Raw genomic sequence first — 25,779 nt, forward strand, 5'->3', positions numbered from 1 at the left:
GGGGTGCCCTTGACCCTCACGCTCTGCTCGTGGACATGTATAGCCCGACAGCGAAGCGGGTTCATCCCCTTTCGTGACATGGACACGGCATGGACAAAGCGCAGGCCCGCGACCGCTTGGTCACGGGGGCGCGAGAAAGGGATCGCGATGCTCCTGCTCATCGATAACTACGACAGCTTTACCTATAACCTCGTGCATTATCTGGGCGAGTTGGGCGCGGATGTGCGGGTCGAACGCAACGATGCGCTGGATGTGCAGGCGGCTATGGCCTTGAAACCGGACATGATTTTATTGTCCCCCGGTCCTGGAACCCCCGATAGCGCGGGCATCTGCCTGCCGCTGATCCTGGCGGCGGCTGAAACGCGCACCCCCTTGATGGGCGTCTGTCTGGGGCATCAGTCCATCGGTCAGGCCTTTGGCGGCACCGTTGCGCGTTGCAAAGAAATTGTGCACGGCAAGATGGGCGCGATGCATCACGCCAACAAAGGCCTGTTCCACGGGCTGCCCTCGCCCTTTGATGCGACGCGCTATCATTCGCTGATCGTCGAGCGCGAGAGCCTGCCCGACTGCCTCGAACCCACCGCATGGCTGGAAGATGGCACGATCATGGGGCTGCAACACCGCAGCTTGCCGATCCACGGTGTACAATTCCACCCCGAGAGCATTCGCTCGCAGCACGGTCATGCGATGCTGCAAAACTTTCTGACCCTCGCCAAGGAGACAGCGGCATGAGTGACAAAATGAAACCGCTGATTTTCGCCGCATCCGAAGGCCCGCTGAGCAGCGCGCAGGCCGTCGAGGCCTTTGACCTGTTGTTTGAAGGGGCCGCGACCCAAGCCCAGATCGGCGGCTTCTTGATGGCGATGCGCGCGCGCGGCGAAAGCGTGTCCGAATATACCGCCGCGACGCAGGTGATGCGTGCCAAATGCCTGCCGGTCCATGCGCCGGAGGGGGCGATGGACATCGTGGGCACCGGCGGTGACGGGCTTGGAACATTGAATATTTCCACCGCAACGGCCTTTGTGGTCGCCGGTGCCGGCGTGCCCATTGCCAAACACGGCAACCGCAACCTGTCGTCGAAATCGGGGTCCGCCGATGCGCTTGGCCAGCTCGGGGTCGATGTGATGTTGGGCACGGATGTGGTCGAAGAGGCCATCCGCGAGATCGGCATCGGCTTTATGATGGCGCCCATGCACCATCCGGCGATGAAACATGTCGGCCCCGTGCGTGCCGAATTGGGCTGCAAAACGATTTTCAACATCCTTGGCCCGCTCACCAACCCCGCCGGCGTGACGCGCCAGCTGACCGGTGCCTTTGCGATCGATCTGATTTTCCCGATGGCCGAGGTCTTGCAACAGCTTGGCTCGCAAAAGGCCTGGCTGGTGCACGGCTCGGACGGCTCGGACGAGATCACCATCACCGGCGAAACCGCCGTGGCCGCGCTTGAGAACGGCACGATCACCTCGAAAACCGTTCACCCCGAGGATGCCGGCCTGCCGGTGCACCGCTTGCGCGACATTCTGGGCGGCAGCCCTGCCGAAAACGCCGCCGCGATGCGCGCGTTGTTCGAGGGCCAGACCGGTGCCTACCGCGATGCGGTTTTGTTGAATGCGGCAGCGGCGCTGATCGTGGCCGACAAGACAAGCGACCTCAAGGAAGGCGTTGCCATGGCCAAAGACAGCATCGACAGTGGCGCGGCCCTTGGCAAACTGACCGCGCTTGCCGAACTCACCGCCCGACACTAGCTTCTTTCATTCTTCCTGATGGCCGCTTGCGGCCCAACTGCGCAAGGCCTGCCCATGACCACCTTTCTCGACAAGATCAAAGCATACAAGCTGGACGAAGTCGCGGCGCAAAAAGCGCAAATCCCCCTTGCCGAGGTCGAGGCCGCAGCGCGCGACGCCTCTGCACCACGCGGCTTTGCCCAAGCGCTCCAAACCGCATCGCGCAGCGGGTACGGTTTGATCGCCGAAGTCAAAAAAGCGTCTCCGTCCAAAGGGTTGATCCGCGCCGACTTTGACCCGGCCGCCCTTGCAAAAGCCTATGAGGCGGGGGGGGCGACCTGTTTGTCCGTGCTGACCGACACGCCGTCGTTTCAGGGCGCGCCGGAATTTTTGAGCGCCGCGCGCAGCGCCACCACCCTGCCCGCCCTGCGCAAGGATTTCATGTACGACCCCTATCAGGTCGCGCAGGCGCGTGCCTGGGGGGCCGATGCGATCCTCATCATCATGGCCTCTGTCGAGGATTCCCAAGCCCTCGAACTGGAAGAGGCGGCATTGGGCTGGGGCATGGATGTGCTGATCGAGGTCCACGATGCGCAAGAACTCGAACGGGCGACCCTGTTGAAATCGCCGCTGCTGGGCGTGAACAACCGCAACCTCAAAACCTTCGAGACCTCGCTCGACACCACCCGCACCCTGTCGCGGCTTGCGCCTGCCGACCGGACATTGGTCTGCGAAAGCGGGCTGAGCAGCTCGCAAGACCTCGCGGATATGGCGCAATACGGCGCGCGCTGTTTCCTGATCGGCGAAAGCCTGATGCGTCAGGACGATGTGGAAACCGCCACCCGCATCTTGCTCAAAGACCCTGTCACCGGATCGCTTTGATGGCTGAGCTGACCCATTTCGACGCGCAGGGCCACGCGCATATGGTCGATGTGTCCGACAAGGACGTGAGCGACCGGCTTGCCGTTGCCGAAGCCTGCGTGGTGATGCGCGCCGACACGCTGGCGCTGATCACCCAAGGAACGGCAAAAAAAGGCGATGTCTGCGGCGTCGCGCGACTGGCGGGCATTATGGGCGCCAAGCGCACGGCCGATCTGATCCCCCTGTGCCACCCGCTGCCGATCTCCAAAGTGACGCTGGATCTGGTCCCCGATGACAGTCTTCCGGGCCTGCGCATCACCGCCACAGTGAAAACCACAGGCCGCACCGGCGTCGAAATGGAAGCCCTGACAGCCGCCTCCGTTGCGGCGCTCACGGTTTATGACATGCTCAAGGCGGCGGAAAAGGGCATGGAAATCACCGGTCTGCGGCTGTTGCGCAAAGACGGCGGCAAATCCGGCCCCTATCGTGGCGAGACGCGCGCGTGATCGCGGTCGAGGAGGCCCGCGCCCGTATCCTCGATCTTGTGGCGCGGATGCCCTGTGAAACCGTTGGGCTTCGGGCCGCGCATGGCCGCGTTCTGGCACAAACCGCCAGTGCAACGCGCGACCAGCCGCCCTTTGCCGCGGCGATGATGGATGGCTATGCGGTGCGAGGCTGCGAGGTAGCGGCAGGCGCGCGCTTTGAGGTCATCGGCGAAGCCGCCGCGGGCCATGGCTTTGATGGCGCGCTTGCAGAGGGGCAAGCCGTGCGCATTTTCACCGGCGCGCCCTTGCCGCGCGGTGCCGATCACGTGATCATACAGGAAGATGTAGCCCGCGACGGCGATGCGATCACACTTCTGGCGGACCACGACACCCAACCCTATGTCCGCGCGCTAGGCGCTGATTTCAAAGCCGGTGATCCCCTTGCAGCGCCGCGTCTGCTCACCCCTGCCCTGCTGGCGCTTCTGGCCGCGATGAATGTCGCGCAGGTCACGGTGTACCGCCGCCCGCGCGTCGCGCTGATCGCAACGGGCGACGAATTGGTCATGCCCGGCGAGGTGCCGAACCCTGCGCAAATCATCGCCTCCAACGCCTTTGGCCTTGCGGCGCAAATCGAGGCAGTCGGGGGCATCGCCCAGCTTCTGCCCATCGCGCGCGACACACCGGCCTCGCTCAACACCGCGCTTGATCTCGCGCAGGGTGCGGATGTGATCGTTACGATTGGCGGAGCCTCCGTTGGCGACCATGATATCGTCGGGCGCGTGGCCAGCGCGCGCGGCCTCGAGCGCGCCTTCTGGAAAGTCGCGATGCGTCCGGGCAAGCCGCTGATGGCGGGAAAAATCGGTGAAACGCCCCTCATCGGCCTGCCCGGAAATCCGGTGTCAGCCCTGGTCTGCGGCCTCATATTTCTGGCCCCGGCATTGCGCAAAATGCAGGGTTTAGAGGCACTTGCGCCCCAACAGAGCGCCATTCTCGGCGAAGACCTTCCCGCGAACGGCCCGCGCGCCCATTACATGCGTGCCCGCCTCAAGGGCGACAGGATCACGCCCTTTGCGCGCCAGGACAGCGCGCTGTTGAGCATCCTGAGCGAAGCAAACGCGCTTTTGATCCGCCCAGCGGATGACCCCGCCAAACGGGCCGGCGACAGTGTCGCTTTTCTGCCGCTGTAATGCGCGAACACGCCGCAAACTCAAATAATTAACCTTTCATTCATCTCCTGACCGCCACACTGCCCGCGACTGCGCCATCGTTTTGCGCCAAAGCCCCTTGACACATTAGGGGAACATGGGCAGAACAGGGGAAGAACAATGATGGAACGCTTTGTCGGTGCGGCGAAGGTCGCGTGCAAAACATGGCGTTTAAAAAACAAGGCTCGATTTGCTTTGCCCCGCAAAGCCCCGCCAAGTGGCCAAGCCTGTGTGACCGCCCATCGTCGCGGATCACGCACACCGGCCATGATACGGGGCGCGATGCGCGGCAAATCCCTATGACAGAGTGCCGCTGAGAGAGGATTGACTGAATGTTGACGCGTAAGCAGCTCGAATTGCTGGATTTCATCAACAAACGCGTGCAACGCGATGGTATTCCGCCCTCTTTTGACGAAATGAAGGATGAATTGGACCTGCGCTCCAAATCCGGAATTCACCGCCTGATCACTGCGCTGGAAGAACGCGGATTTATCCGTCGTCTGCCCCACCGGGCCCGCGCTCTCGAAATTCTGAAATTGCCCGAAAGCCTTGGGGGCGTGCCCGCGGCCGCCAGCATGGGCGGGTTCCAGCCCACGGTGATCGATGGCGACCGCCCGGATACCCCTGCGCCTGCCGCTGCCAAACCTGTGGTGATCGAGGCTGTGTCCCTGCCGATCATGGGCAAGATTGCCGCCGGTGTTCCGATCGAAGCCATTTCGGATGGCGCGCTTAACGTCGCGGTTCCCGGCTCGATGCTATCGGGGCGCGGTAACCACTACGCCCTTGAAGTCAAAGGCGAGTCGATGATCGAAGCGGGCATCAACGATGGCGATATCGTCGTGATCCGCGAGACCTCTCAGGCCAATAATGGCGAAATCATCGTGGCGATGGTCGAGGGCTATGAAACAACGCTAAAGCGGTTTCGCCGCAATGGCGATATGATCGCGCTTGAGGCCGCAAACCCTGCCTTTGAGACCCGCGTGTTTCGCGAGGATCAGGTCGAGATCCAGGGGCGCCTTGTCGGCCTGATCCGCAGCTACTGATCCGACAGCATCACAACGCCCCAGCATCACAACGCCAAAGCCGCTGTGCTTTGGGGGTGTGCCCTCAGGGCTGGGACAAGAGATACGCCAGATCCATGCGAATGGGGCGATCTTGCAAAATCTGCGGCACACGACCTTCCTGCGCGTGAGCCACACCGCCCAAAAGGCCAGACAATAGACCGTCTTGCGGTGCAGTGGGTTTATGGATGGTCGCAATCGCGCGCCAGGGCTGCCACGAGGCGGTGTTCCACATTCGCGCACCACTCCATTCGCGCGCGGTAATGATGCGGACCCCGCTGCCGTCCTGCGACACCGAGAGCGCACCAAGTCGGCTCAACGCGTCCGAATCCAGCCACAAACACGGCCCCGGTGCCGCCGCTTCGAGGGCCAGAATGACGACATCGACCTGCGCGCAGAGGGCTGCGGCGCGTTGCTGTGCGTTGCGACCACTGACCTGCGCGAAACGGATACCGTTCAGCGCAAAGCGGACCTCCCCTGTCTTGTGCACCAATGCCGGGCGGGCGTTCGCCGCGGTTTGGGGGGCGCCATCCCCGTCGTTTTCAAGCCAGTTTTGCGCGGCAAATCCCTGACCTGTTGGTTTGGACAGCGCCCGCCCCTTTGTGCCGAGAACCCCGACCAACCGCCCATCGGGCGAAATCAGCACATCGGGCCGCTCGGCTCTTGCCCAAAGCACAAAGCCCGCCATCATGACAATCACGCCGAGCTGCCTGGCACGCCCGACCCACAACACCGTGAAAATCGCGCCCAGGGCGATCAGCGGCAAGACCTGCGCAGGCGGCTGGGCGACATGGGTGACAGCCCCGTCGATGCCCGACACAAACCCCGCAACGGCCAAAATCCAGCTCAGTGCCGGCGTCATGATCCCAAAGGCAATCCACGACAGGCCGAGCGGGGCAAGCAGCGCCGCAAGTACCGCGCAGGGCATGATCACCGTTCCCATCACCGGCACGGCCACGATATTGGCAAGCAGACCGAAGTCCGCGATGCGGTTGAAATGCGCCGCCGCCACGGGGGCCGTCGCGAGACCGGCGATGGCGGAGGACAGGATCACTGTCAGCGGCACGGCGAGCAGCCGTGGCAGGTGCCGCATCACGCCAAAGTCGCGCAGCTGCGCAAAAATGAACACCAGGGCCGTGGTCGCGGCAAAGGACATCTGAAACCCCGGTTCGCCCAGAACTTCGGGGCGCCAGATCAGGATGATCAAGGCCGCGATGGCCACAGCGCGCAGGGATATTGCCCGCCGGTCCAGCAGGATGGCGCAAAACATCACGGCGACCATCACGAACGCCCGCTCTGTTGCGACATTCCAGCCCGACAAGGCAAGATAGAAAAACCCGACCCCCAGCGCGCCCGCTGCTGCGGTTTTCTTCGTGTTGATGCGCAAGGCCAGAGGCGGGATCAGGTTCAACAACAGCCGCAGGCTTGTAAAAACCGCCCCCGTCAGCAACCCCATGTGCAATCCCGAAATGGCCAATAAATGCGACAGATTCGCACCGCGCAGCGCAACCTCCGTGGGTTCGAGAATGCCCGAGCGGTCTCCCGACAGGATCGCGGCGGCAAAGGCTCCTGCCTGACCATCGATCTGAGCCCGGATGTAGCGCGACAGGGCGATGCGCGCGCGGTGCAGCCAGAGGGTCGGGCTTGGGTCGATTTGGCTTTGCGCGCGCAGCACGGGCGTGCGGGTATAGCCGACCGCGCCCAGACCGTCGAACCACGCCATACGCTGGAAATCAAAGCCACCCGGTTCAATCGGGCCTTCGGGTGGCGCGATATTGGCGGTCAAAGTGACCCGCAAGCCCGGTTCGGGGGTCATCCAGTGCTGATCGCCATGCAGCGACACCCGCACGCGCGTCGGGGTTCGTGCGGGCGACACATTCTCGAGCACGACCTGATCGAGCGTCAGCCGTGGCACATCGGAGGCCGAGCGGTCGATGCCCACAATGCGCCCCTCGACGGCGCCGTAGTAGCGAAAGCCCAGCACCGGCTCGGCGACCAGATGGGCACGCAGGCCGGTATTGAGAAAGGCACATGTCACACAGAGCAGCGCGATCCAGACCGGCGACTGACGGCTATCGCCCGCCCGCAAACAGCCCCGCAGCCGCCACACAGCCCCCAGCGCCACAAGCGTGACCCAAAGGTAGCTGCCCCACCCGGGCTCGCCGCCCAATTGGAACCACGCGCCAATGCCAAGCGCAAAGAACACTGGCAGCCATAAAAACAGCTGCCCGCGTTGCCGCTCGATCCCGTCGAGCATCGCCTGCCCCGTCAGATGCGCACAGCGCCACACAGGATGCTCCCCCAATTTCATCGCGCCGCACCGTCACGCCGCACCGTCAAACGGTTGGCCTCTCTTGTGTCGTGCGGGGCCATCGCTTAGACCCTTGCCTAAGGCTAGTTCCGAAGTGGTTTCGATATGGTTAACGCGGCTTTAACAGCCGGGCGGCCAGCGCAACCTGCGGATCAGATCTGTGCGAGACAGAGCTGATCCGAGCGGAACCGCAGGACTTTAACGCAAGGCAAACCTGACCGTGAGCGATCATCAAACCCCTAAACATTCCGACGAAACCGCGCAGGTTGTGACCCGCATCGCCCCCTCGCCCACCGGTGAAATGCACATCGGCACGGCACGCACGGCCTTGTTTAGCTGGCTCTATGCACGCGGGCGCGGCGGCAAGTTCTTGCTGCGGGTCGAGGACACGGACCGGGCGCGCTCGACGCCAGAGGCCACTGAGGGCATCCTGAAAGGCATGGCCTGGCTTGGCCTTGACTACGACGGCGCGCCCGTGTCGCAATTCGAGCGCGCCACGCGTCACGCCGAGGTCGCCCATGAGATGCTCGCCAGCGGTCACGCCTATAAATGCTTTTCCACGCAAGAGGAGATCGAAGCCTTCCGCGAAGCGGCCCATGCCCAGAAAAAAAGCACTCTTTTTCAAAGCCCCTGGCGCGATGCAGACCCGGCGTCCCATCCCGATGCGCCCTTTGTCATTCGTGTCAAAGCGCCGCGCGACGGGGTGACGGTGATCGCAGACCGCGTGCAGGGCGATGTTACGATTCGCAACGACCAGCTTGATGATATGATCGTGCTGCGCTCGGATGGAACACCGACCTATATGCTGGCCGTGGTCGTTGATGACCACGATATGGGCGTGACCCATGTGATCCGCGGCGATGACCACCTCAACAATGCCGCGCGCCAGATGTTGGTCTATGCGGCGATGGGCTGGCCCTTGCCGGTCTATGCCCATATCCCGCTGATCTTCGGTCCGGACGGCAAGAAACTGTCCAAACGCCACGGGGCCACCGGCGTTGCCGAGTATCAGGCGATGGGCTATCCGGCGGCGGGGATGCGCAATTATCTCGCGCGTCTTGGCTGGAGCCACGGGGATGACGAATTTTTCACCGATGCACAGGCGATGTCGTGGTTTGATCTGGACGGAATCAACAAAGCCCCTGCCCGCTTTGACACCAAAAAGCTGACCAACCTGTGCGGACAGCATTTGGCGATCATGGAAGATGCTCAAATCTTGAGCGAAATTGACGGGTATCTTGCTGCGGCTGCACTTCCCGCCCTGACTGCGGCGCAAAAAGAGCGGCTGGAACAGGCGATGTATTGCCTGAAGTCTTCGGCAAAAACCTATCCGCAACTGCTTGAAAAGGCGGAGTTTGCACTAAATTCAAGACCGGTGGTTCCGGATGAGAAAGCCGCAAAGGCGCTTGATCCGGTATCCCGTGGTATACTGCAAGAATTGACGCCGCAGCTGCAAAGTGTTAGCTGGGAGCGCGAGGTACTGGAGGAGACATTGGCGCGTGTCGCTCAAGCGCATGACATCGGATTTGGCAAGCTGGCCGGACCGTTACGTGCCGCTTTTGCAGGCCGGACCGCGACCCCGAGTGTATTTGACATCATGCTTGTGCTTGGCCGCGAAGAATCCCTTGCGCGGATCGCCGAGGCGGCACAGGAATAGATTAGAGCATTTGCGCCGCAACGCGGCATAGGCAAGTTTGACCGCCCGATCCGGCCCCTGCGCGGCCCCGTGATCGGCGCAACGTCCGACGGCCCCGTTTCGGCCCCGTCTCGCCCCGCCAGGGGCGGCATGGGACTGCCAGGGGCGGCCTGTGCACCGCACAGGTAGCGACGAAAGATCCGCGCGCGCCCGAGCGTGGCGCGACGGGACACAGACGCGCAATTGGGCGCGACCCGTGGATGCAGCTGCGTGCTGCAGGTCCACGCGGGACAACGACGTCCCGCCCGACACATCCGGCCCGCATCACCACGCGGGCCTGCTTGCGAGATGCCGGTTCTGGCGCACCGCGAGCGACATTGCGTAGGCCAGCTTCCTTGGCGGGCCTACACCGCCACCGACCGGCGCTTTGCGCGCCAGCCGCCTAATAAAGGAACGATCATGGCAGATAGCACCAAAACAGCGACCCTGAGCTTTGATGACAAATCATTCGAGCTGCCAATGTATTCGCCGACTGCCGGCCCCGACGTCATCGACATCCGCAAGCTCTACGCACAGGCCGATGTGTTCACCTATGACCCCGGCTTTACCTCCACCGCCTCTTGCGAAAGCGCTATCACCTATATCGACGGCGATGCGGGCGTGTTGCTGCACCGTGGCTACCCTATCGGGCAGCTTGCCGGTAAATCCCACTATCTCGAAGTCTGCTACCTGTTGCTTTACGGCGCCCTGCCGACCGCGACCGAGCTGGAAGATTTCGAAAAGCGCGTGACCATGCACACGATGGTGCACGAGCAGATGCACAAGTTCTACTCGGGGTTCCGCCGCGATGCGCACCCGATGGCCATCATGGTTGGTGTCGTCGGCGCCATGTCCGCCTTCTACCACGATTCCACCGATATTTCCGATCCCTGGCAGCGCGAAGTCGCTTCGATCCGCCTGATCGCCAAAATGCCGACCATTGCCGCGATGGCGTTCAAATACACCATCGGCCAGCCGTTCGTGTATCCGCGCAACGATCTGGACTATGCCTCGAACTTCCTGCGCATGTGCTTTGCCGTGCCCGCCGAAGAATACGAAGTGAACCCGATTCTGGCGCGCGCCATGGACCGTATTTTCACCCTGCACGCCGATCACGAGCAAAACGCCTCGACCTCGACGGTGCGTCTGGCCTCGTCCTCGGGGGCCAACCCCTTTGCGTCGATCGCCGCTGGCATCGCCTGCCTGTGGGGTCCGGCACATGGCGGCGCCAACCAGGCCTGCCTTGAAATGCTGCGCGAAATCGGAACGGTGGATCGCATCCCCGAATATATCGCCAAGGCCAAGGACAAAAACGACCCCTTCCGCCTCATGGGCTTTGGTCACCGCGTCTACAAGAACTTCGACCCGCGCGCGACGGTGATGAAGGAATCCGCCGACGAGGTGCTCGACCTGCTTGGCGTCGAGGACAACCCCGTCCTTCAGGTGGCGAAAGAGCTTGAGAAACAAGCGCTGGCCGATCCGTATTTCTCCGAGAAAAAGCTGTTCCCGAACGTCGATTTCTACTCGGGCATCATTCTGGAGGCCATGGGCTTCCCCACGTCGATGTTCACACCGATCTTTGCGCTGTCGCGCACCGTCGGCTGGATTTCGCAGTGGAAAGAGATGATCGAGGACCCCTCGATGAAAATCGGTCGTCCGCGCCAGCTCTACACCGGTGCCACCGAGCGCGACTATGTGGATGTGGAAAAGCGCTAATTGCGCCCACGCCCCATCGGTTTGACATGCCTAAAGCCGCCCCTCGGGGCGGCTTTTTCATGCGGTGGGTTTTGAGGGCTGTTGGCCAGTGGGGGATCTGGCCAGTGCGGGATCTGGCCAGTGCGGGATCGACCCCGTTCAGGCGGACAAACCGCCGCGGTTTTCGCAAGCACGCAATTCGTCATCCTGACGCAACAGCTGTGCCAGGAAAACGATCACAAACAGCGCCGAGGTGACGACCGAGGTCTCGGTGAACAGCGGCAGGGAATAGGGGGAGTCGGGGTCAAAGGAGTGGTACACGAAGAGCGCGAAAAACGTCGCCAGCCCCAACAGTGCAAAAGGAGTGCTCAAAGCGGAGAAGCCGCGCGCCGTCAGCAGGTTGGAGACCGCCGCCAGAAGCATCCCGAGGATCGTGCCCCATGCCATGCGGTCGTTGCCGGTTTCAAACAGACCGAACACCGTGTCGATGCTGTCATTTTGCATGACCGAGCGCAGCCATGCGTTCACCATCACCAGCAGGATGACCATGATCGACAGATCGACCGGCAGGCGGCTGCGCCCGCGCGCCGACACCAGGCCGCTAAAGCACAAAATCGCAAAACACAGCGCGGTTGAGGGGACCATGGCGTGGTGCGGCAGCGGGCCGCGCACCAGTGCCTCGACCCCGACGGCCCAGCCAAAGATCAGCGCAAGCAGGCTATAGGCGCAGGCCCCCGCCAGTAGAAAACGCGCAAATGCGGTGGTTCGGCGCAGACGTGCGAGATCTTGTAGATAACGGTCCATAGCACCCTTTCCCGGTCTTTGGGTCTGTGTTGCCCCGCTCATGAGGCGCCAGGCGACAGATATTTTGCTGTGCAACGGCACATCGCTTATCGCACCGTTGTAGTTGCGAAAATGATCGACGCAACCCCGCAACGCAGCTTTTTGCGTTGCGGCTTTCGCAAAAGCCTTGGCGTTTGGCGCAAGAAGGGTGTCAAAAGAGGGCCTCAAGATCGCGCGCAGGCGATGCCAACGCGGCCCCGGCGCGCGCGCTCATAGCCGCCCCAGCGGCCTTGCGCCAAGAATCCGGCGCTGCGGCGGGATCACTTTGCGCTTGTCGGCATGGCCTTTGAGCAACCACGCAAGCGCGAAACACCACAGGCCGAAGGTTTCGGACCAAAACACCAATCGCGCCGAAACCACCACGTCATAAGACGCCGAGGTTCCAGAGATTTTCACCAGCGAAAACCCGACAGTCGCGACGGTAAAAAACCACACCCCAAGCCCGGCAAGGCGATAGATCCTGCGCCGCCGCATGTCTGCGGTGCGCGCGAACTTGACGAAGGACATGTAGCCAAGACAGGTGAGAAAGACGACCGCGCAGGCGTAATGCGCCAAGGCGACCCGCGCGGTGCCAAACAAAAGCTGGCTCAGCGCCGCGAGCGGTGCGTCCGGTCCCGCCCCGCCGTTTGGAAAAAAGGCCACTCCCAAGCCGGCAAATCCGGCCAAGCTTGTCACCAGATCATCGCCAAAGCGTTCGCCCCGCCCTTTGGCATGCCCCGGGTAGGCGATCAAAAACATCGAAATCGCGCACAGGCAGCCGACAAACACGTCGCGCTCAAGCCGGTGATAATAGTCCGAAATCGACGGGGCGATGCCGTGCTGGTCCAGAATACTGCCCGCAATCAGCGCGAAGGGCAGCAAAAATCCCATGAGACCCAGCAATTGACGCAGGCGATAATAGGACAGGACCATCTGCGCGCGCAGATCACCTGCCTCGTCTTGCGCCGCCCCCCCGATTGCATCGCCGTGTCGCATCCCCAAAGCCTCCCCAGAGCCCGCGTATAAACCACAGGCTTGAGGCTATGCGTGGCAGCGGGTCTGACAAGTCAGGCATTCCCCCGTTTTCTGCCCCTCAAGGGCGCAAAACGCCGCTTTGGCTCGCGTCAGCGACCTTCGAAACGGGGGGGGCGTTTTTCAAGAAAGGACAAAACCCCCTCGCGAAAATCACGGGTCTGACCGCAGCGCCCTTGCAGACGTGCTTCCAGCGCCAGTTGGGCGTGCAGGCTGTTTTCGGGCGAGGCACGCAGAGCTTCCCGGATGTGCTGGTAGGCAACCGTGGGCCCCGCGGCCAGTTGCGCCGCGCGCGCGCGCCAGCGGGCCTCAAAGGCGTCCGCTTCCACCGCCTCGTAAATCATGCCCCACTGCGCGGCCTCACGGGCGGAAATCGTATCCGCAAACAACATCGCCCCCATTGCCCGCGCCTGACCGATCTGGCGTGGCAGCCAATAGGTGCCACCGGCATCCGGCATCAAACCGATGCGCGTGAAAGCCTGCAAAAACACCGCCTGTTCACTTGCGATCACCACGTCAAACGCCAGCGCAAGGTTGGCCCCCGCCCCGGCCGCTGCGCCATTCACGGCAGCGATGGTGGGAATGCGGCTGTCGGCAATGGCGCGCAGCATCGGTTCGTATTCATCGCGCAACGTGCGCTCGATATCCAGATTGGCGGCGCTGCCGCTATCGCCCAGATCCTGCCCCGAACAAAAGGCCTCGCCCGTGCCGGTCACGACCAACACCCGTGCCTTGTCCTGCACATCCTTGAGCGCGAAAAGCAATTCCGCCCGCATCTGCGCGTTCAGCGCGTTGCGGCTTTGTGGCCGGTCCAGCGCGATGATCGCGACATTGTCTGCAATATCGACGCGGATGGTCTGGTAATCCATGGTTCTCTCCCTCGAACGGCGCCGCGCGCCTGTCGCCCCAAGATAGGCCTTTGGCGCGCTTTGGAAAAGGGAAACGCCCCGTAACACGCCCCCTCGACCCTGCGTGGGGGCTTGCGCCCTATTCGCGCAGCAACGCGTCAACCTCGGCCTTCTCTGCCGCGCTCAACTCGCTCTCGACCTCGGCACGTTCGCGTTTGCGCAAATAGCCCACGGCGATCGCAAGCCCTGCAATCAACATCAGCGGCCCCGCGATCCACAAGATCTTGTTTGCCCCCGCCATCGTGGGGGTCAACAAAACATACTCCCCGTAGCGCGCGACGATGAAATCAACCACCTGCGTGTCACTGTCGCCCGCTTGCAACCGTTCGCGCACCAACAAGCGCAGGTCGCGCGCAAGGTCTGCGTTGCTTTCGTCGATATTTTCATTGCGGCACACCAGACAGCGCAGACCGGTTGAAATATCGCGCGCGCGCCGCTCCATCACCGGATCGCTGAGGACTTCGTCCGGTTGCACCGCAACCGCCGCAAGCGGTGTGATCACAGGCAAGAGACACAGCGCCAAAATTACCAACAAACGGGTCATTGTGCCGGCACTCCCTTGGGGCCGGGCGCGGCGGCGCGCCGCTGGCCCGCGGCAACACGATACCGGCGATCCGACAGCGACAAACCCCCGCCCAACGCCATGATCAAACACCCCAGCCAGATCCAATTGGCGAGCGGTTTGACATAGGTACGCACTGCAAACCCGCCTCCCGCTTGGGCATCGCCGATCACCAGATACAGGTCGCGCCAGAACCCGTTGTCGATCGCGGCTTCGGTGGTGGGCATCTGCGCCACCGGATAGCTGCGCTTTTCAGGGTACAACGTGGCCACAGCGCGCCCGTTGCGCGTCACCTCCATCGTCGCCATGGTCGAAAGATAGTTGGGCCCCTCGACACGCTCCACGCGCGCCAAGGTGACGGAATATCCCGCAACATCAAACCTTTCGCCGATTTGGGCCACGCGGATGTCTTCGGTTTGCCACGCCATCATGCCCGCGATTCCGGCGATGGTCACCCCCAGCCCGCCATGCGACACAGCGCGGCCCCAATCGGCGCGCGGCAGGCGCAACACCCGTTTGAAATCACGATTCTGACCAAGTTTACTCCCCAGATCGGCCAGCGATCCGCACACCAGCCACACCGCCAGGGCCAGCCCCACCGGCGCAAGCGCCGAGCGGCCCGTTTGCAGCGCAAAGGCCAATGCCGCGACCGCAAAAGCCAAAAGCAGGGCCGGGCGCAGGCGCTTGAGCACAGGCTTCAGGCGCGCCCGCTTCCACGCCATCAGTGTCCCTATGGGCAGCACCACAGCAATCAGGATGAAAAACGGCGTAAAGGCGGCGTTGAAAAACGGCGCCCCGACAGACAGTTTGCGGCCCCAGAACGCCTCTGCAACCAAGGGCCAGATCGTGCCGATGAAGACCACAAGACAGGCCACGACCAGCAGGATATTGTTGACCACCAACGCACTTTCGCGGCTGACCAGCGAAAACACCCCCTTGGCTTCCATCGCGGCGGCGCGCACGGCAAACAACGTCAGCGCCCCGCCCATGAAAATCGCCAGAATGACAAGGATAAACACGCCCCGTTCGGGATCATTGGCAAAGGCATGTACCGAGGTGATGACGCCCGATCGCACCAAAAACGTGCCGATCAGCGAAAACCCGAAGGCCAGAATCGCCAGCAAAATCGTCCAGCTTTTCAACGCCTCGCGCTTTTCGACCACAATGGCCGAATGCAACAGCGCCCCCGCGATCAACCAGGGCATGAAAGAGGCGTTCTCGACCGGATCCCAGAACCAAAAGCCGCCCCAACCCAATTCGTAATAGGCCCACCACGAGCCCAAAGCGATGCCGATGGTCAGGAAAATCCACGCCGCCAGCGTCCAGGGGCGCACCCAACGCCCCCAAGCCGCATCGACGCGCCCCTCCAGCAAAGCGGCAACCGCAAAAGAAAAGGCCATCGAAAGCCCGACATAGCCAAGGTAGAGAAACGGCGGGTGGAACGCCAAGCCCGGATCTTGAAGAAGCGGGTTCAGGTCTTCGCCGTTCATGGGCGGGCTGACAAGCCGCACAAACGGGTTCGATGTCCACAAGATGAAGGCATAAAACGCGACACCGATCGCAGCCTGCACAGCCAGCACCCGCGCGCGCAACGACGCCGGCAGATTGCCGCCAAACACCGCCGCCGCCCCGCCAAACACCGCCAGAATCAGAACCCAGAGCAACATGGAGCCCTCGTGATTGCCCCAAACTCCGGCGACTTTGTAGAGCATCGGCTTGGCCGTATGCGAATTGAGGACCACCAAACGCAGTGAAAAATCCGACGTGACGAAAGCATAGATCAGCGCCGCAAAGGAAAAGCCCACCAAAAGCAATTGAAGAAGGGCCGCAGGCTCGCCCACCGCCATCCATGCCCGATTGGCCCGCGCCGCGCCCCAAAAAGGCACGATCATCTGCACCACAGCCACGATGAACGCCAAGATCAGCGCGAAATGTCCCAATTCGACCAGCATGCCTGCCCCTTTTCTCTCTCGGGGCGATCCTACTCCAGAGGCGGGGCGCCGCCAATGCCCTGCGGCGAGCGGCCGCGCTTGGACATTCGTCGCGGCCTGCTTCTTTCGGACCCAAATACCCAAACGGCGCGCCAGACCAAATCGGCGCGCCTTGGGTATTTAAATCCGAAAGAAACCAAGGCTAGCGCAAAAAAAGCACCAGCAGTGAGAGTCCCAGCGCTGTGCTGACCGGCACTAAAAAACTGCCGCCGCGAAAGCCGAAGGAGGATTGGATCACGGCAAAGTGCAATACCGCACCGCTTGCCAGGAGCGCCATGATCACGAAGAGCCCGCCGGCCTGCGCGCCCCAGTCCGGATAGCCGGCAAGTTTCATCATCCACCACCAGCCCATGATCAGCCCGGACCCTGCCCAGCTCATGGACATGCCAAGGGCCAGGGGCGTTGCACGCACATGCCAGAGCCACAAAAACGTCGCCGAAATCATCAACGCCATCAGGCTGATGGCCCCGTAGCCCAGCAAATACATGGCATCATAGCCCCATAGGCGAAAGCCGATCTGCATCAGGGCCATCATTGCCAAAAGCAGTGTTCCTGCGTGTTTCATTGCTTTAACATCTCCTTGACCGCCGCATCGAGCGCATCTGCCGCTTGGCGATTGCGGGTAAGGGCGCGCCTGAGCGCCGCGCCGCGCAAATAATCTGTGACCTGTTTGAGAAACTGTTCCATCCGCTCAATGCCCCCGCGGAAGGCGTTCGCGGATCATCGTGGTCAGTTCCACGAGGATCTTTGTGTTTTGATCCAGAACCTTGCGCGTCGCCGTATCTTTTTGGACATCGCGGTAGAGCAGGAAAAAGACCATAAGCACCCAAGGTCCGTGTTCGGACAGGGCGCCGACCAGACTGTCAGGGAACACGCGTTGTCCTCCATTCCTCCAGCGCGCGATTGGCGCCGCTTGTCGTCGTCGGGGCGACAGGCGGGGCGGGCAAGGCCACCGGCGTGCCCCCTGCCCCGGCATCCAGCGCGCGCAGGGCGGCGATATTTCCGGTCACGGTTGCGGCCCGCGCCATGGTCGCGGAAACCGATTGCTGGAATTCCTGCCCTTTCGCCTGATAGCGCGCCCCGAAATAGAAGCTGACGATGGCTCCCATCAGCCACCACATCGGTTCGGGCACCAAGACGATGCCCTGCATGCGGCTTGCAAACCAGATCGGATTGACCATCGCGCTGACGAACAACCCCAGCGTCCCGAAGGCCAGAAGCGGGCGCGGCAGGCGATTTAACCCATCCATAAAACGATCAAAGCGCCCCATGCGCGCCACGGCAAATTCCTGACCGAATTGCGCCAGGGCCGCGTCGCGGGTCGCCGCTTCGCGCACCGCCGCCTGTTCACGGTTCTCCATGAACACTTCGGCGGTGTCCTTGACCACGTTGCGCGCAAGCACGGAACCATTGCCAAAGACCCCGCCCAGAACGGTGCCAATTACCCCCACGCCGACACCCGTGCGGCATGTTCTGCAGGGGTGAGGTGGTAGCGCGGCGAGATGAATTCTTCCGCCCGTTTGATCCAGCCGCCTTTGGTGCCGGCCTGTGTGCGGGCATATTTGCGGCTTTGTGGGCGTTCATCGGCCAAAGCGTAGTAGTAGTTGCGCCGCGCAATCCCGTAGGCATCGACGAAGTGATGCGGCGCGAGGCTCATGGCGATCTTGCAGGCGGTGGCGGTTTGGGCGCCGATCACGCCGTCCACCGACAGGCTCTGGCCCATATCGACCAGCAATCTCTGCAAGATCACCACCGCATTCGCACCCGCATTGACATACATGTCAAACACCGAAGCCTGCACGGATTGCGGCAGAAGGTCGATATGGGGGCGGACAAAGTAATGCTCGAGAAACACGTCGCGGGCCTGCTGCCGCGTCACCTGTTTGACGTCCTGCGCGTCGATGTCGCCATCGCCGTCAAGATCCATCAAAAGGCGGCGCATCGTCGCCAGCGTCACCCCGTGGTTGGTCGGCCCGCCCGGATCGGCAGGGTCGTTCACATAGCCGCCTTCGCGGGCCACAATATCATCTGCAAGCTGTTCAACCGTTTTCATCAACCCGAAATCCCCAAGTGTGTGATTGGGGATCAGGCTGACGCGAATTGGTTAATTTGACCGAAGTCGGGCGCGCGCCGCGCCTTGCGCAATGGTTAACGCCGCCGAGGTTGCGGGGCTAAAGACCCTCGCCCTGCGGCGCATCTGCGGGCATCTCGCCTTCAAAGACACCCGCCTCTTTCAGCGCATCCGTAAGCTCTTTGGGCATGTAGCTTTCGTCATGTTTGGCAAGGATTTCGGTCGCCACAAACGTCCCGTCCGACAAGGATCCCGTGCCGATCATCCCTTGGTTTTCGCCAAACAGATCGGGCAGGATGCCCTCGTAGCGCACCGGCACCGTATTGGCCCCGTCCGTCACCACAAAGGTCACATGGGTCCCCTCGCCGCGCACCAGAGTGCCCTCCTCGACCAGCCCGCCAAGGCGAAATACCTCGCCCGCGCGCGGCGGGTCGCTGACAACCTGAGAGGGCGCGCGGAAAAAATTGATGCCGTCGCGCATCGCATAGCCGATCAGCCCCGTGGCAATCACCAGCGCCACGGCGGCAATCGCCACGATTTGAATGCGGCGCTGTTTTTTGAGGTTCTTCAATCCAGCCATGGGGAATCCTTATCGCATCGCGCCGCACGGCCCAATGCGACATATTGCTCAGGGCTTACGGGAACACCGGCGCCAGCATGAGGCCCGTGGTTTCATCCTCGCCCAGCATCAGGTTGGCGTTTTGCAAAGCCTGTCCCGAGGAACCTTTGCACAGGTTGTCGAGCGTCGAGACAACCAACAACCGCCCCGACACGCGATCTGCACAGACACCGATGTGGCAGAAATTCGACCCCGTCACATTGCCCATCCCCGGCATCTGGCCAAACGGCAGAACCACCACGAAGGGCTCGCTCGCATACACGCGCGCCAGTTCCGCATGGACCGCTTGTGCGTCGCCCTTGAGGTAGCAGGTCGCAAGGATGCCGCGATTGACAGGCACCAGATGCGGCGTAAAGACGATTTCGACTTTGCGCCCGGCAAGCAGGCTGAATTCCTGATCGAATTCCCCCAGATGGCGGTGCTTTCCGCCTTGGGAATAGCCCGTCACATCGGTGGAGCGTTCGGCAAAGAGCATGTTTTCCTTCAGCGAGCGCCCCGCCCCCGAGACGCCGTTTTTCAGGTCGCAAATGATGTTGTCCAGATCAATCAGACCCGCAGAAATCAACGGGCGCAGGGCAAATTGCACGGTCGCCGCGTTGCAGCCCGTCCCCGCCACCAGACGCGCGCCCTTGATGTCTTCGCGGTAGAACTCTGTCAGCCCGTAGACGGCTGTCTTTTGCAGCTCGGTCGCGACATGGTCGTTGCCATACCATTTGGTATATTCAGCCGGATCGCGCAGCCGGAAATCCGCGCCAAGATCCACGACCTTCACGCTCTCGGGCAGATCGCGCACCAGTGCTTGCGACAATCCGTGGGGCAGCGCCGCGAAGGCCAGATCGACCTGCGAGAAATCGATGTCGTCGATGGTCACCAGCTTGGGCAGGTCGAGGTGACGCAGATGGGGGAACACATCGCCCATGGCCATGCCCGCTTTGCGGTCCGCCGACAGGGCGACGATTTCCATGTTGGGGTGGGTCGCGATCAGACGCACAAGCTCTGCGCCCGTATAGCCGGAGGCCCCGAGAATGGCGATTTTATGGGTCTGGGTGTGGGTCATGGACTGCGCTCCCGCTCTCTGTTTGGGACCGTCATACGCGATGCGCCCGCGCGCTGCAATTGCGCCCGCGCGCGAGACTGCGCTCATAACCGCGCGCGGCTGCGCTCGCAGCTGTGGCACCCTATGCAGACTGGAACGTGACCTGATGCTTGAGGAACAGGCTCGCACCGCGCGCCACTTTTTCGGGATTGCCCGTGGTCAGGAATTTGCTCGTCGTCCCGGCGCCAATCATATCGGGATGGCGCGCAAGATAATCCTCCAGCGACGCCGCCACCAGATTGGCCTGGCTGTACACTTTGACCTGCGGCCCAAGAGCCGCCTCGAAGGCCTCTTCCATGATCGGATAATGGGTACAGCCCAGAATCGCCGCATCGGGGCGCGGCATTTTGCGTTTGAGCGCATCCACATGGCTGCGCACCAGCGCTTCGGCCAGAATCATATCGCCATCCTCGATGGCATCGACCAAGCCGCCGCAGGCCTGTGCCTCGACATCCACCCCGATGGCGCGAAAGGCCAGTTCACGCTGGAACGCGCGCGCGGCCACCGTGGCAGGGGTCGCAAAAAGCGCGACCGAATTGACCGCAACCTGACGCGGCGGCGAATTATCGCCCCACTCGCGTTCGGTCAGCGCCTCGATCAGAGGCACAAAAACCCCCAGAACCCGCTTGTCGCGCGGAATCCAGCTTTCCTGCATCCGGCGCAGCGCCGCCGCCGAGGCCGTATTGCAGGCCAGAATCACCAGATCGCAGCCCTCGTCCCACAGACGCGACACCGCCGCCGTGGTGAGGTCGTAGATATCATCCGCCGTGCGCACCCCATAAGGCGCATGGGCATTGTCGCCAAAGTACACCACCGGCAAATCGGGCATGGCTTTGGTCACGGCGTCCAGAACAGTCAGCCCGCCAAGTCCACTATCAAAAATTCCTACTGCCATGCGATCTCTGCCCTTTTATGCGCCCGCACCTCTTGGGGCACCTTCGCTTTGAGGGCTAATTCACACGCGTTTCCCGTCAAAGGCAAGGGTCGGACACGCAAAGCCTGCCCGCGGCGCCCTCAACCCGCCTCCCCGCGCGCGCCCTGCCCCGCCGCAATCGCGCGAGCTACGGCAAGACTGTGGGGGCAGATATGCACAAAAATCACATATCGGACGCAATGAGCGGTGATTCGCAAATCCGCAAAATCCTTGGATTTGGCCTTGCGTGGACGCACGCCCTGCCAGATAAGCAGGGCATAAACGTCACAGGTCGATGGTTTCTGTACGCGCCGAACATTTGTTACAACTGGGCTGTTTCCCACATGAAACAGTTACTTTTCGGTGCAATACCGCCCCATGCTCTTGGCCCATGCCCCAAAGGCACGCCAAAGAATGGCTCTGGAATTAACTTTCGACATTTCCGGCTTCGCCGCTAAGGTGAAGTCACTTGAATAGAATTGGTTGGGCTCATGGATTGGGACAAACTCCGGATTTTCCACGCTGTTGCTGATGCAGGGTCTCTGACCCATGCGGGCGACACGCTTCACCTGAGTCAATCTGCCGTGTCGCGCCAGATCCGCGCCCTTGAGGAAAGCCTCGGCACCACCCTGTTCCACCGCCACGCACGCGGGCTGATCCTGACCGAGCAGGGCGAACTCCTGTTCGATGCCACCCGATCGATGGCCAAACGGCTGGACGCCGCGGCCGCGCGCATCCGCGACAGCGAAGAAGAAGTTTACGGCGAACTGCGCGTCACGACGGCAACCGGTTTTGGCACCCTGTGGCTCGCCCCCCGCCTGTCCAAACTCTACGACAAATACCCCGAGCTGAAAATCGACCTCATGCTTGAGGAACGCGTCCTGGACCTGCCCATGCGCGAGGCCGATGTTGCGATCCGCATGAAAGAACCGTCGCAGGCCGATCTGATCCGCAAACGCCTGATGACCGTGCGCATGCGCCTCTACGCCAGCGAGCCCTATCTTGAAGAACACGGCACGCCGCAATCGATGGACGACCTCGCCAAGCATCGCCTGATCTGCCAGAACACCACGTCGCATCAGGTCAGCGCCGGTGCGCGTCTGGTGCAGGAACTGATGCAACACGAGATCCGCTCGACGCTGTTCGTAAACAACTACTTTGGCGTCCAGCAGGCTGTGCTCAACCACCTCGGGATCGGCCTTTTGCCCGACTACCTGTCGGAAACCGACAGCCGTCTGACCCGTGTTCTTCCCGATGTCGACAGCTCCGAAGTGCCGGTGTTTCTTGCCTACCCCGAAGAACTGCGCCACTCCAAACGCATCGAAGTGTTCCGCGATTTCGTGATCTCCGAAATCGCCGAAAGCCGCAAGCGCGCGCGCGAGGACGACGCGACCTGAACGCGCCCGCCGCCCAGACCAGCGCTGCGCCCCCTGCCCCAGACCCTGCCCGATCACCCGCGCCATGCGCAGGGCGCATAACCGCCTTGCGCATTTACCATCCGTTTACCCTTGATCCGTTTATAAACTGCCCCTAAATGCAGCAGTGAAGCCGCATGTGGATGCAAGTCTTGGCGGTTTCACCTCCCTGTTGGACTTGGCCGAGCTGATGCTCGGCCTTTTTTTTGGCCAAAGGCCGCGCCGCGCCCCCAGCGGTTTTCGCAGGCGGACAAGGCTATCCCCTTCCCCCGCGCGCGCCGATCCACTATGAGAACCCCAACCCTATCCGCGCCCGCTCCCGCGCGCCCTGCTGTCGACCGAGAGGACCCCCATGGAAGATCCGAAGATCACCCCCGAGCTGATTGCCGCACACGGTCTAAGCCCCGATGAATACCAGCGCATCCTCGAAATCATCGGACGCGACCCCAGCTTTACCGAACTGGGCATCTTCTCGGCGATGTGGAACGAACATTGCTCCTATAAGTCGTCGAAAAAATGGCTGCGCACCCTGCCCACGGAGGGCCCGCAAGTCATCTGCGGCCCCGGCGAGAACGCAGGTGTTGTCGATATCGGCGACAATCAGGCCGTGATCTTCAAAATGGAAAGCCACAACCACCCCTCCTACATCGAACCCTATCAGGGCGCTGCGACGGGCGTGGGCGGCATCCTGCGCGATGTCTTTACCATGGGCGCCCGTCCGATCGCGGCGATGAACGCGCTGTCGTTTGGCGAAAAATCCCACCGCAAGACCCGCCAGCTTGTCCATGGCGTCGTCGAGGGCGTGGGCGGCTACGGCAACTGTTTTGGCGTGCCCACCGTGGGCGGCGAGGTCCGTTTTGACAAAGCCTACAACGGCAACTGCCTTGTGAATGCCTTTGCCGCCGGTCTGGCCGATGCCGATAAGATTTTCTACTCCGCGGCCTCGGGTGTCGGCCTTCCCGTCGTCTACCTTGGCGCGAAAACCGGACGCGACGGTGTCGGCGGTGCCACCATGGCCTCGGCGGAATTCGATGACACGATCGAGGAAAAGCGCCCCACGGTGCAGGTCGGTGACCCCTTCACCGAAAAGCGCCTGATGGAAGCCTGCATGGAGCTGATGCAAACCGGTGCTGTCGTGTCCATTCAGGACATGGGTGCTGCGGGTCTGACCTGCTCTGCGGTGGAAATGGGCGACAAGGGCAAGCTGGGCATCCGGCTTGATCTGGAAAAGGTGCCCTGCCGCGAACAGGCAATGACCGCCTATGAAATGATGCTCTCGGAATCCCAGGAGCGCATGTTGATGGTGCTCAACCCCGAACTCGAAGCCGTGGCCAAAGCCGTCTTTGACAAATGGGACCTCGACTTTGCCATCGTCGGAGAAACCATTGCCGAGGACCGCTTCCTCATCGTGCTCAACGGGGAGGTCAAAGCCGACCTGCCGCTGTCGGACCTCGCGTCTTCCGCTCCCGAATACGATCGCCCCTGGATCGAAACCCCTGTCGCCTTCCCGCTGAAAAATGCACCCGAAGTCGATCCCATCGACGGCCTCAAGGCGCTGATCGGCTCGGTCAACCACTGCTCCAAGGCCTGGGTCTATGAACAATATGACACCCAGGTGATGGCCGACACCGTCCGCACCCCGGGCCTTGGCGCAGGCGTGATCCGGGTGCATGGCACCGACAAACTGCTCGCCTTTACCTCGGATGTGACCCCGCGCTATGTCAAAGCCAACCCTGTCGAGGGCGGCAAACAGGCCGTGGCCGAAGCCTATCGCAACCTCACCGCCGTGGGCGCGCGCGGCCTTGCCACCACCGACAACATGAACTTCGGCAACCCCGAAAAGCCTGAAATCATGGGGCAATTCGTCGGCGCCATCAAGGGCATCGGCGCGGCGGTCATCGCCCTCGACATGCCCATCGTGTCGGGCAACGTGTCGCTTTACAACGAAACCGACGGTCAAGGCATCCTGCCCACCCCCACGATCGGCGCTGTCGGCCTCATCGCCCATGCCGACGACCTGATCGCGGGCGTGGCGCAAGACGGCGACCATCTGGTGATCCTTGGCGAAACCCGCGGCCACCTTGGCCAATCCGCCCTGCTTGCCGAACTCGAAGGTCGCGCCGAGGGCGATGCGCCCAAGGTCGACCTCGAGGCCGAACGCAAACACGGGGACTTCCTGCTTGCCAACCGCAAACTGGTGCGTGCCGCCAATGACCTCTCCGATGGCGGCCTCGCACTCGCCGCCTTCGAAATGGCCGAAAGCGCCGGTGTCGGCGTGACCATCGCCTCTGACGAAACCGCCTTCCTCTTTGGCGAAGATCAGGCGCGCTACGTGATCGCTACCTCCCCCGAAAACGCCCAAAGCTTGCTGAAAGCAGCAAACGAAGCCGGCGTTCCTGCAGAACTCGCCGGAAAATTCGGCGGCACCCTGGTGGATTTCGGCGGCAAATCCGCGCCCCTCGACGCGCTGTCTGATCTGTTTCGCAACACGTTCAAAACCGCCTTCGACGCCTGAGCACCGCCCAGCCCCCTTCCAACGGCCCGCCCCCAAGGCGGGCCGTTTTGCATTGCCCGCGCGCCCTCCCCTTGCAGCGCGCCGGAGGCGGGGTTACATCTGGGACAACGCCCCAAATGACGGACACACCCATGGCCATCACCGCAGCAGAGATCGAAACCCTGATCCGCACCGCTTTCCCCGACGCCGATATCGTGGTCCAAGGCGACGACGGCCAACATTTTGCCGCCCGCGTCATTGACCCCAGCTTCAAGGGACTGAACCGCGTCCAACAACAGCGCGCCGTCAACGCCGCACTGAAAACCGAACTCGATAGCGGCAAGCTGCATGCCTTGGCGCTCACCACCAAAGCCCCCGAATAACCCCGCGCCCCGCAATCAGCGGTGCGGCGCTTTCGACAAAAAAGGATTAATCCCCATGTCAGACGCACAAAACCAGATCAAAGAAACCGTCACCACAAATGACGTCGTGTTGTTCATGAAAGGCACGAAAATGATGCCGCAGTGCGGGTTTTCCTCGCGCGTTGCCGGCGTGCTGAATTTCATGGGCCTTGAGTATACCGATGTGAACGTGCTCGCCGACGAAGCGATCCGTCAGGGCATCAAGGAATATTCCGACTGGCCCACCATCCCCCAACTCTACGTCAAAGGCGAATTCGTCGGCGGCTGCGACATCATCACCGAGATGATGCTCTCGGGCGAACTCGACACGCTCTTCGAAGAAAACGGCGTGACCTTCAACAAAGACGCCGCAGACCAGATCCGCGCCGCAAACGCCTGATCGCCACAGAGCGCAAACGTCAAAGGGCAGCGCGGTGA

At 62.1% G+C, this 25,779-nt stretch carries 25 protein-coding genes; 12 read left to right on the forward strand and 13 right to left on the reverse strand.

The annotated features are described in order from the left end of the window. Positions 1-147 precede the first annotated feature (147 nt). The 6 genes from AQS8620_RS15045 to lexA all read left to right on the forward strand — a co-directional run bounded on the left by AQS8620_RS15045 (position 148) and on the right by lexA (position 5,318). Complete coding sequence (locus AQS8620_RS15045) at positions 148-732, forward strand: anthranilate synthase component II (protein WP_085837894.1); 585 nt, start codon at positions 148-150, stop codon at positions 730-732. Further along, positions 729-1,745, forward strand: a complete 1,017-nt coding sequence (gene trpD, locus AQS8620_RS15050) for an anthranilate phosphoribosyltransferase (RefSeq protein ID WP_085837837.1) — start codon at positions 729-731, stop codon at positions 1,743-1,745. Before AQS8620_RS15045 ends, trpD begins: the two co-directional genes overlap by 4 nt. A 54-nt stretch (positions 1,746-1,799) precedes the next feature. Beyond that, positions 1,800-2,606 (forward strand): indole-3-glycerol phosphate synthase TrpC, encoded by an 807-nt coding sequence (gene trpC / locus AQS8620_RS15055; protein WP_085837895.1) that lies wholly within the window; start codon positions 1,800-1,802, stop codon positions 2,604-2,606. Further along, positions 2,606-3,091, forward strand: a complete 486-nt coding sequence (gene moaC, locus AQS8620_RS15060; RefSeq protein ID WP_085837838.1) for a cyclic pyranopterin monophosphate synthase MoaC — start codon at positions 2,606-2,608, stop codon at positions 3,089-3,091. Before trpC ends, moaC begins: the two co-directional genes overlap by 1 nt. After that, positions 3,088-4,257, forward strand: a complete 1,170-nt coding sequence (locus tag AQS8620_RS15065; protein WP_085837839.1) for a molybdopterin molybdotransferase MoeA — start codon at positions 3,088-3,090, stop codon at positions 4,255-4,257. Before moaC ends, AQS8620_RS15065 begins: the two co-directional genes overlap by 4 nt. Positions 4,258-4,607: 350 nt before the next feature. Further along, positions 4,608-5,318 (forward strand): transcriptional repressor LexA, encoded by a 711-nt coding sequence (lexA, locus tag AQS8620_RS15070; RefSeq protein WP_085837840.1) that lies wholly within the window; start codon positions 4,608-4,610, stop codon positions 5,316-5,318. 64 nt (positions 5,319-5,382) lie between these two features. Here the strand turns inward: lexA and AQS8620_RS15075 are convergent, their stop codons facing one another. After that, positions 5,383-7,647, reverse strand: a complete 2,265-nt coding sequence (locus AQS8620_RS15075; RefSeq protein WP_234990512.1) for a ComEC/Rec2 family competence protein — start codon at positions 7,645-7,647, stop codon at positions 5,383-5,385. Positions 7,648-7,867: 220 nt separating this feature from the next. Between AQS8620_RS15075 and gltX the strand changes: the two genes are divergently transcribed. Further along, on the forward strand, positions 7,868-9,304 hold the full coding sequence (gene gltX, locus AQS8620_RS15080; protein WP_268805555.1) for a glutamate--tRNA ligase: 1,437 nt from the start codon (positions 7,868-7,870) through the stop codon (positions 9,302-9,304). Positions 9,305-9,742: 438 nt separating this feature from the next. Beyond that, entirely contained in the window at positions 9,743-11,038 is a 1,296-nt protein-coding gene (gene gltA / locus AQS8620_RS15085) for a citrate synthase (RefSeq protein ID WP_085837841.1), read from the forward strand. Between the two features lie 138 nt (positions 11,039-11,176). Here the strand turns inward: gltA and AQS8620_RS15090 are convergent, their stop codons facing one another. The 12 genes from AQS8620_RS15090 to AQS8620_RS15140 form a co-directional block, all read right to left on the reverse strand. Continuing rightward, entirely contained in the window at positions 11,177-11,821 is a 645-nt protein-coding gene (locus AQS8620_RS15090; protein ID WP_143267550.1) for a hypothetical protein, read from the reverse strand. 249 nt (positions 11,822-12,070) lie between these two features. Next, positions 12,071-12,835, reverse strand: coding sequence for a hypothetical protein (locus AQS8620_RS15095; RefSeq protein ID WP_085837843.1), 765 nt, complete (start codon positions 12,833-12,835; stop codon positions 12,071-12,073). A gap of 128 nt (positions 12,836-12,963) precedes the next feature. Continuing rightward, a complete protein-coding gene (locus tag AQS8620_RS15100; RefSeq protein WP_085837844.1) occupies positions 12,964-13,740 on the reverse strand; it encodes an enoyl-CoA hydratase-related protein in 777 nt (258 codons plus the stop codon). A gap of 118 nt (positions 13,741-13,858) precedes the next feature. Further along, complete coding sequence (locus AQS8620_RS15105) at positions 13,859-14,323, reverse strand: cytochrome c-type biogenesis protein (protein WP_085837845.1); 465 nt, start codon at positions 14,321-14,323, stop codon at positions 13,859-13,861. Beyond that, the gene (locus AQS8620_RS15110) at positions 14,320-16,293 is read right to left on the reverse strand and encodes a heme lyase CcmF/NrfE family subunit (RefSeq protein ID WP_085837846.1); all 1,974 of its coding nucleotides are present in this window, start codon (positions 16,291-16,293) and stop codon (positions 14,320-14,322) included. Before AQS8620_RS15110 ends, AQS8620_RS15105 begins: the two co-directional genes overlap by 4 nt. 181 nt (positions 16,294-16,474) lie before the next feature. Further along, positions 16,475-16,897, reverse strand: a complete 423-nt coding sequence (locus AQS8620_RS15115; protein ID WP_085837847.1) for a hypothetical protein — start codon at positions 16,895-16,897, stop codon at positions 16,475-16,477. Positions 16,898-17,023: 126 nt separating this feature from the next. After that, on the reverse strand, positions 17,024-17,206 hold the full coding sequence (locus AQS8620_RS16930) for a hypothetical protein (protein WP_143267551.1): 183 nt from the start codon (positions 17,204-17,206) through the stop codon (positions 17,024-17,026). After that, the gene (locus AQS8620_RS15120) at positions 17,196-17,783 is read right to left on the reverse strand and encodes a holin family protein (protein WP_085837848.1); all 588 of its coding nucleotides are present in this window, start codon (positions 17,781-17,783) and stop codon (positions 17,196-17,198) included. The genes AQS8620_RS16930 and AQS8620_RS15120 overlap by 11 nt, the downstream gene beginning before the upstream one ends. Continuing rightward, positions 17,774-18,385, reverse strand: a complete 612-nt coding sequence (locus tag AQS8620_RS15125) for a holin-associated N-acetylmuramidase (RefSeq protein ID WP_085837849.1) — start codon at positions 18,383-18,385, stop codon at positions 17,774-17,776. The genes AQS8620_RS15120 and AQS8620_RS15125 overlap by 10 nt, the downstream gene beginning before the upstream one ends. Before the next feature lie 118 nt (positions 18,386-18,503). Then, the gene (gene ccmE / locus AQS8620_RS15130) at positions 18,504-18,974 is read right to left on the reverse strand and encodes a cytochrome c maturation protein CcmE (RefSeq protein WP_085837898.1); all 471 of its coding nucleotides are present in this window, start codon (positions 18,972-18,974) and stop codon (positions 18,504-18,506) included. A gap of 64 nt (positions 18,975-19,038) precedes the next feature. Then, positions 19,039-20,079, reverse strand: a complete 1,041-nt coding sequence (argC, locus tag AQS8620_RS15135) for an N-acetyl-gamma-glutamyl-phosphate reductase (RefSeq protein ID WP_085837850.1) — start codon at positions 20,077-20,079, stop codon at positions 19,039-19,041. A 121-nt stretch (positions 20,080-20,200) separates the two neighbouring features. Beyond that, positions 20,201-21,013, reverse strand: a complete 813-nt coding sequence (locus AQS8620_RS15140) for a glutamate racemase (protein WP_085837851.1) — start codon at positions 21,011-21,013, stop codon at positions 20,201-20,203. A gap of 509 nt (positions 21,014-21,522) precedes the next feature. Between AQS8620_RS15140 and AQS8620_RS15145 the strand changes: the two genes are divergently transcribed. The 4 genes from AQS8620_RS15145 (at position 21,523) to grxD (ending at position 25,741) form a co-directional block, all read left to right on the forward strand. Then, positions 21,523-22,428, forward strand: a complete 906-nt coding sequence (locus tag AQS8620_RS15145) for a LysR family transcriptional regulator (RefSeq protein ID WP_085837852.1) — start codon at positions 21,523-21,525, stop codon at positions 22,426-22,428. 370 nt (positions 22,429-22,798) lie between these two features. Further along, on the forward strand, positions 22,799-24,961 hold the full coding sequence (purL, locus tag AQS8620_RS15150) for a phosphoribosylformylglycinamidine synthase subunit PurL (RefSeq protein ID WP_085837853.1): 2,163 nt from the start codon (positions 22,799-22,801) through the stop codon (positions 24,959-24,961). 131 nt (positions 24,962-25,092) lie between these two features. After that, entirely contained in the window at positions 25,093-25,323 is a 231-nt protein-coding gene (locus tag AQS8620_RS15155) for a BolA family protein (protein WP_085837854.1), read from the forward strand. Between the two features lie 55 nt (positions 25,324-25,378). Continuing rightward, a complete protein-coding gene (grxD, locus tag AQS8620_RS15160; protein ID WP_085837855.1) occupies positions 25,379-25,741 on the forward strand; it encodes a Grx4 family monothiol glutaredoxin in 363 nt (120 codons plus the stop codon). Positions 25,742-25,779: the final 38 nt, after the last annotated feature.

This window comes from Aquimixticola soesokkakensis (genome assembly GCF_900172375.1).
GTDB classification, from domain to species: domain Bacteria; phylum Pseudomonadota; class Alphaproteobacteria; order Rhodobacterales; family Rhodobacteraceae; genus Aquimixticola; species Aquimixticola soesokkakensis.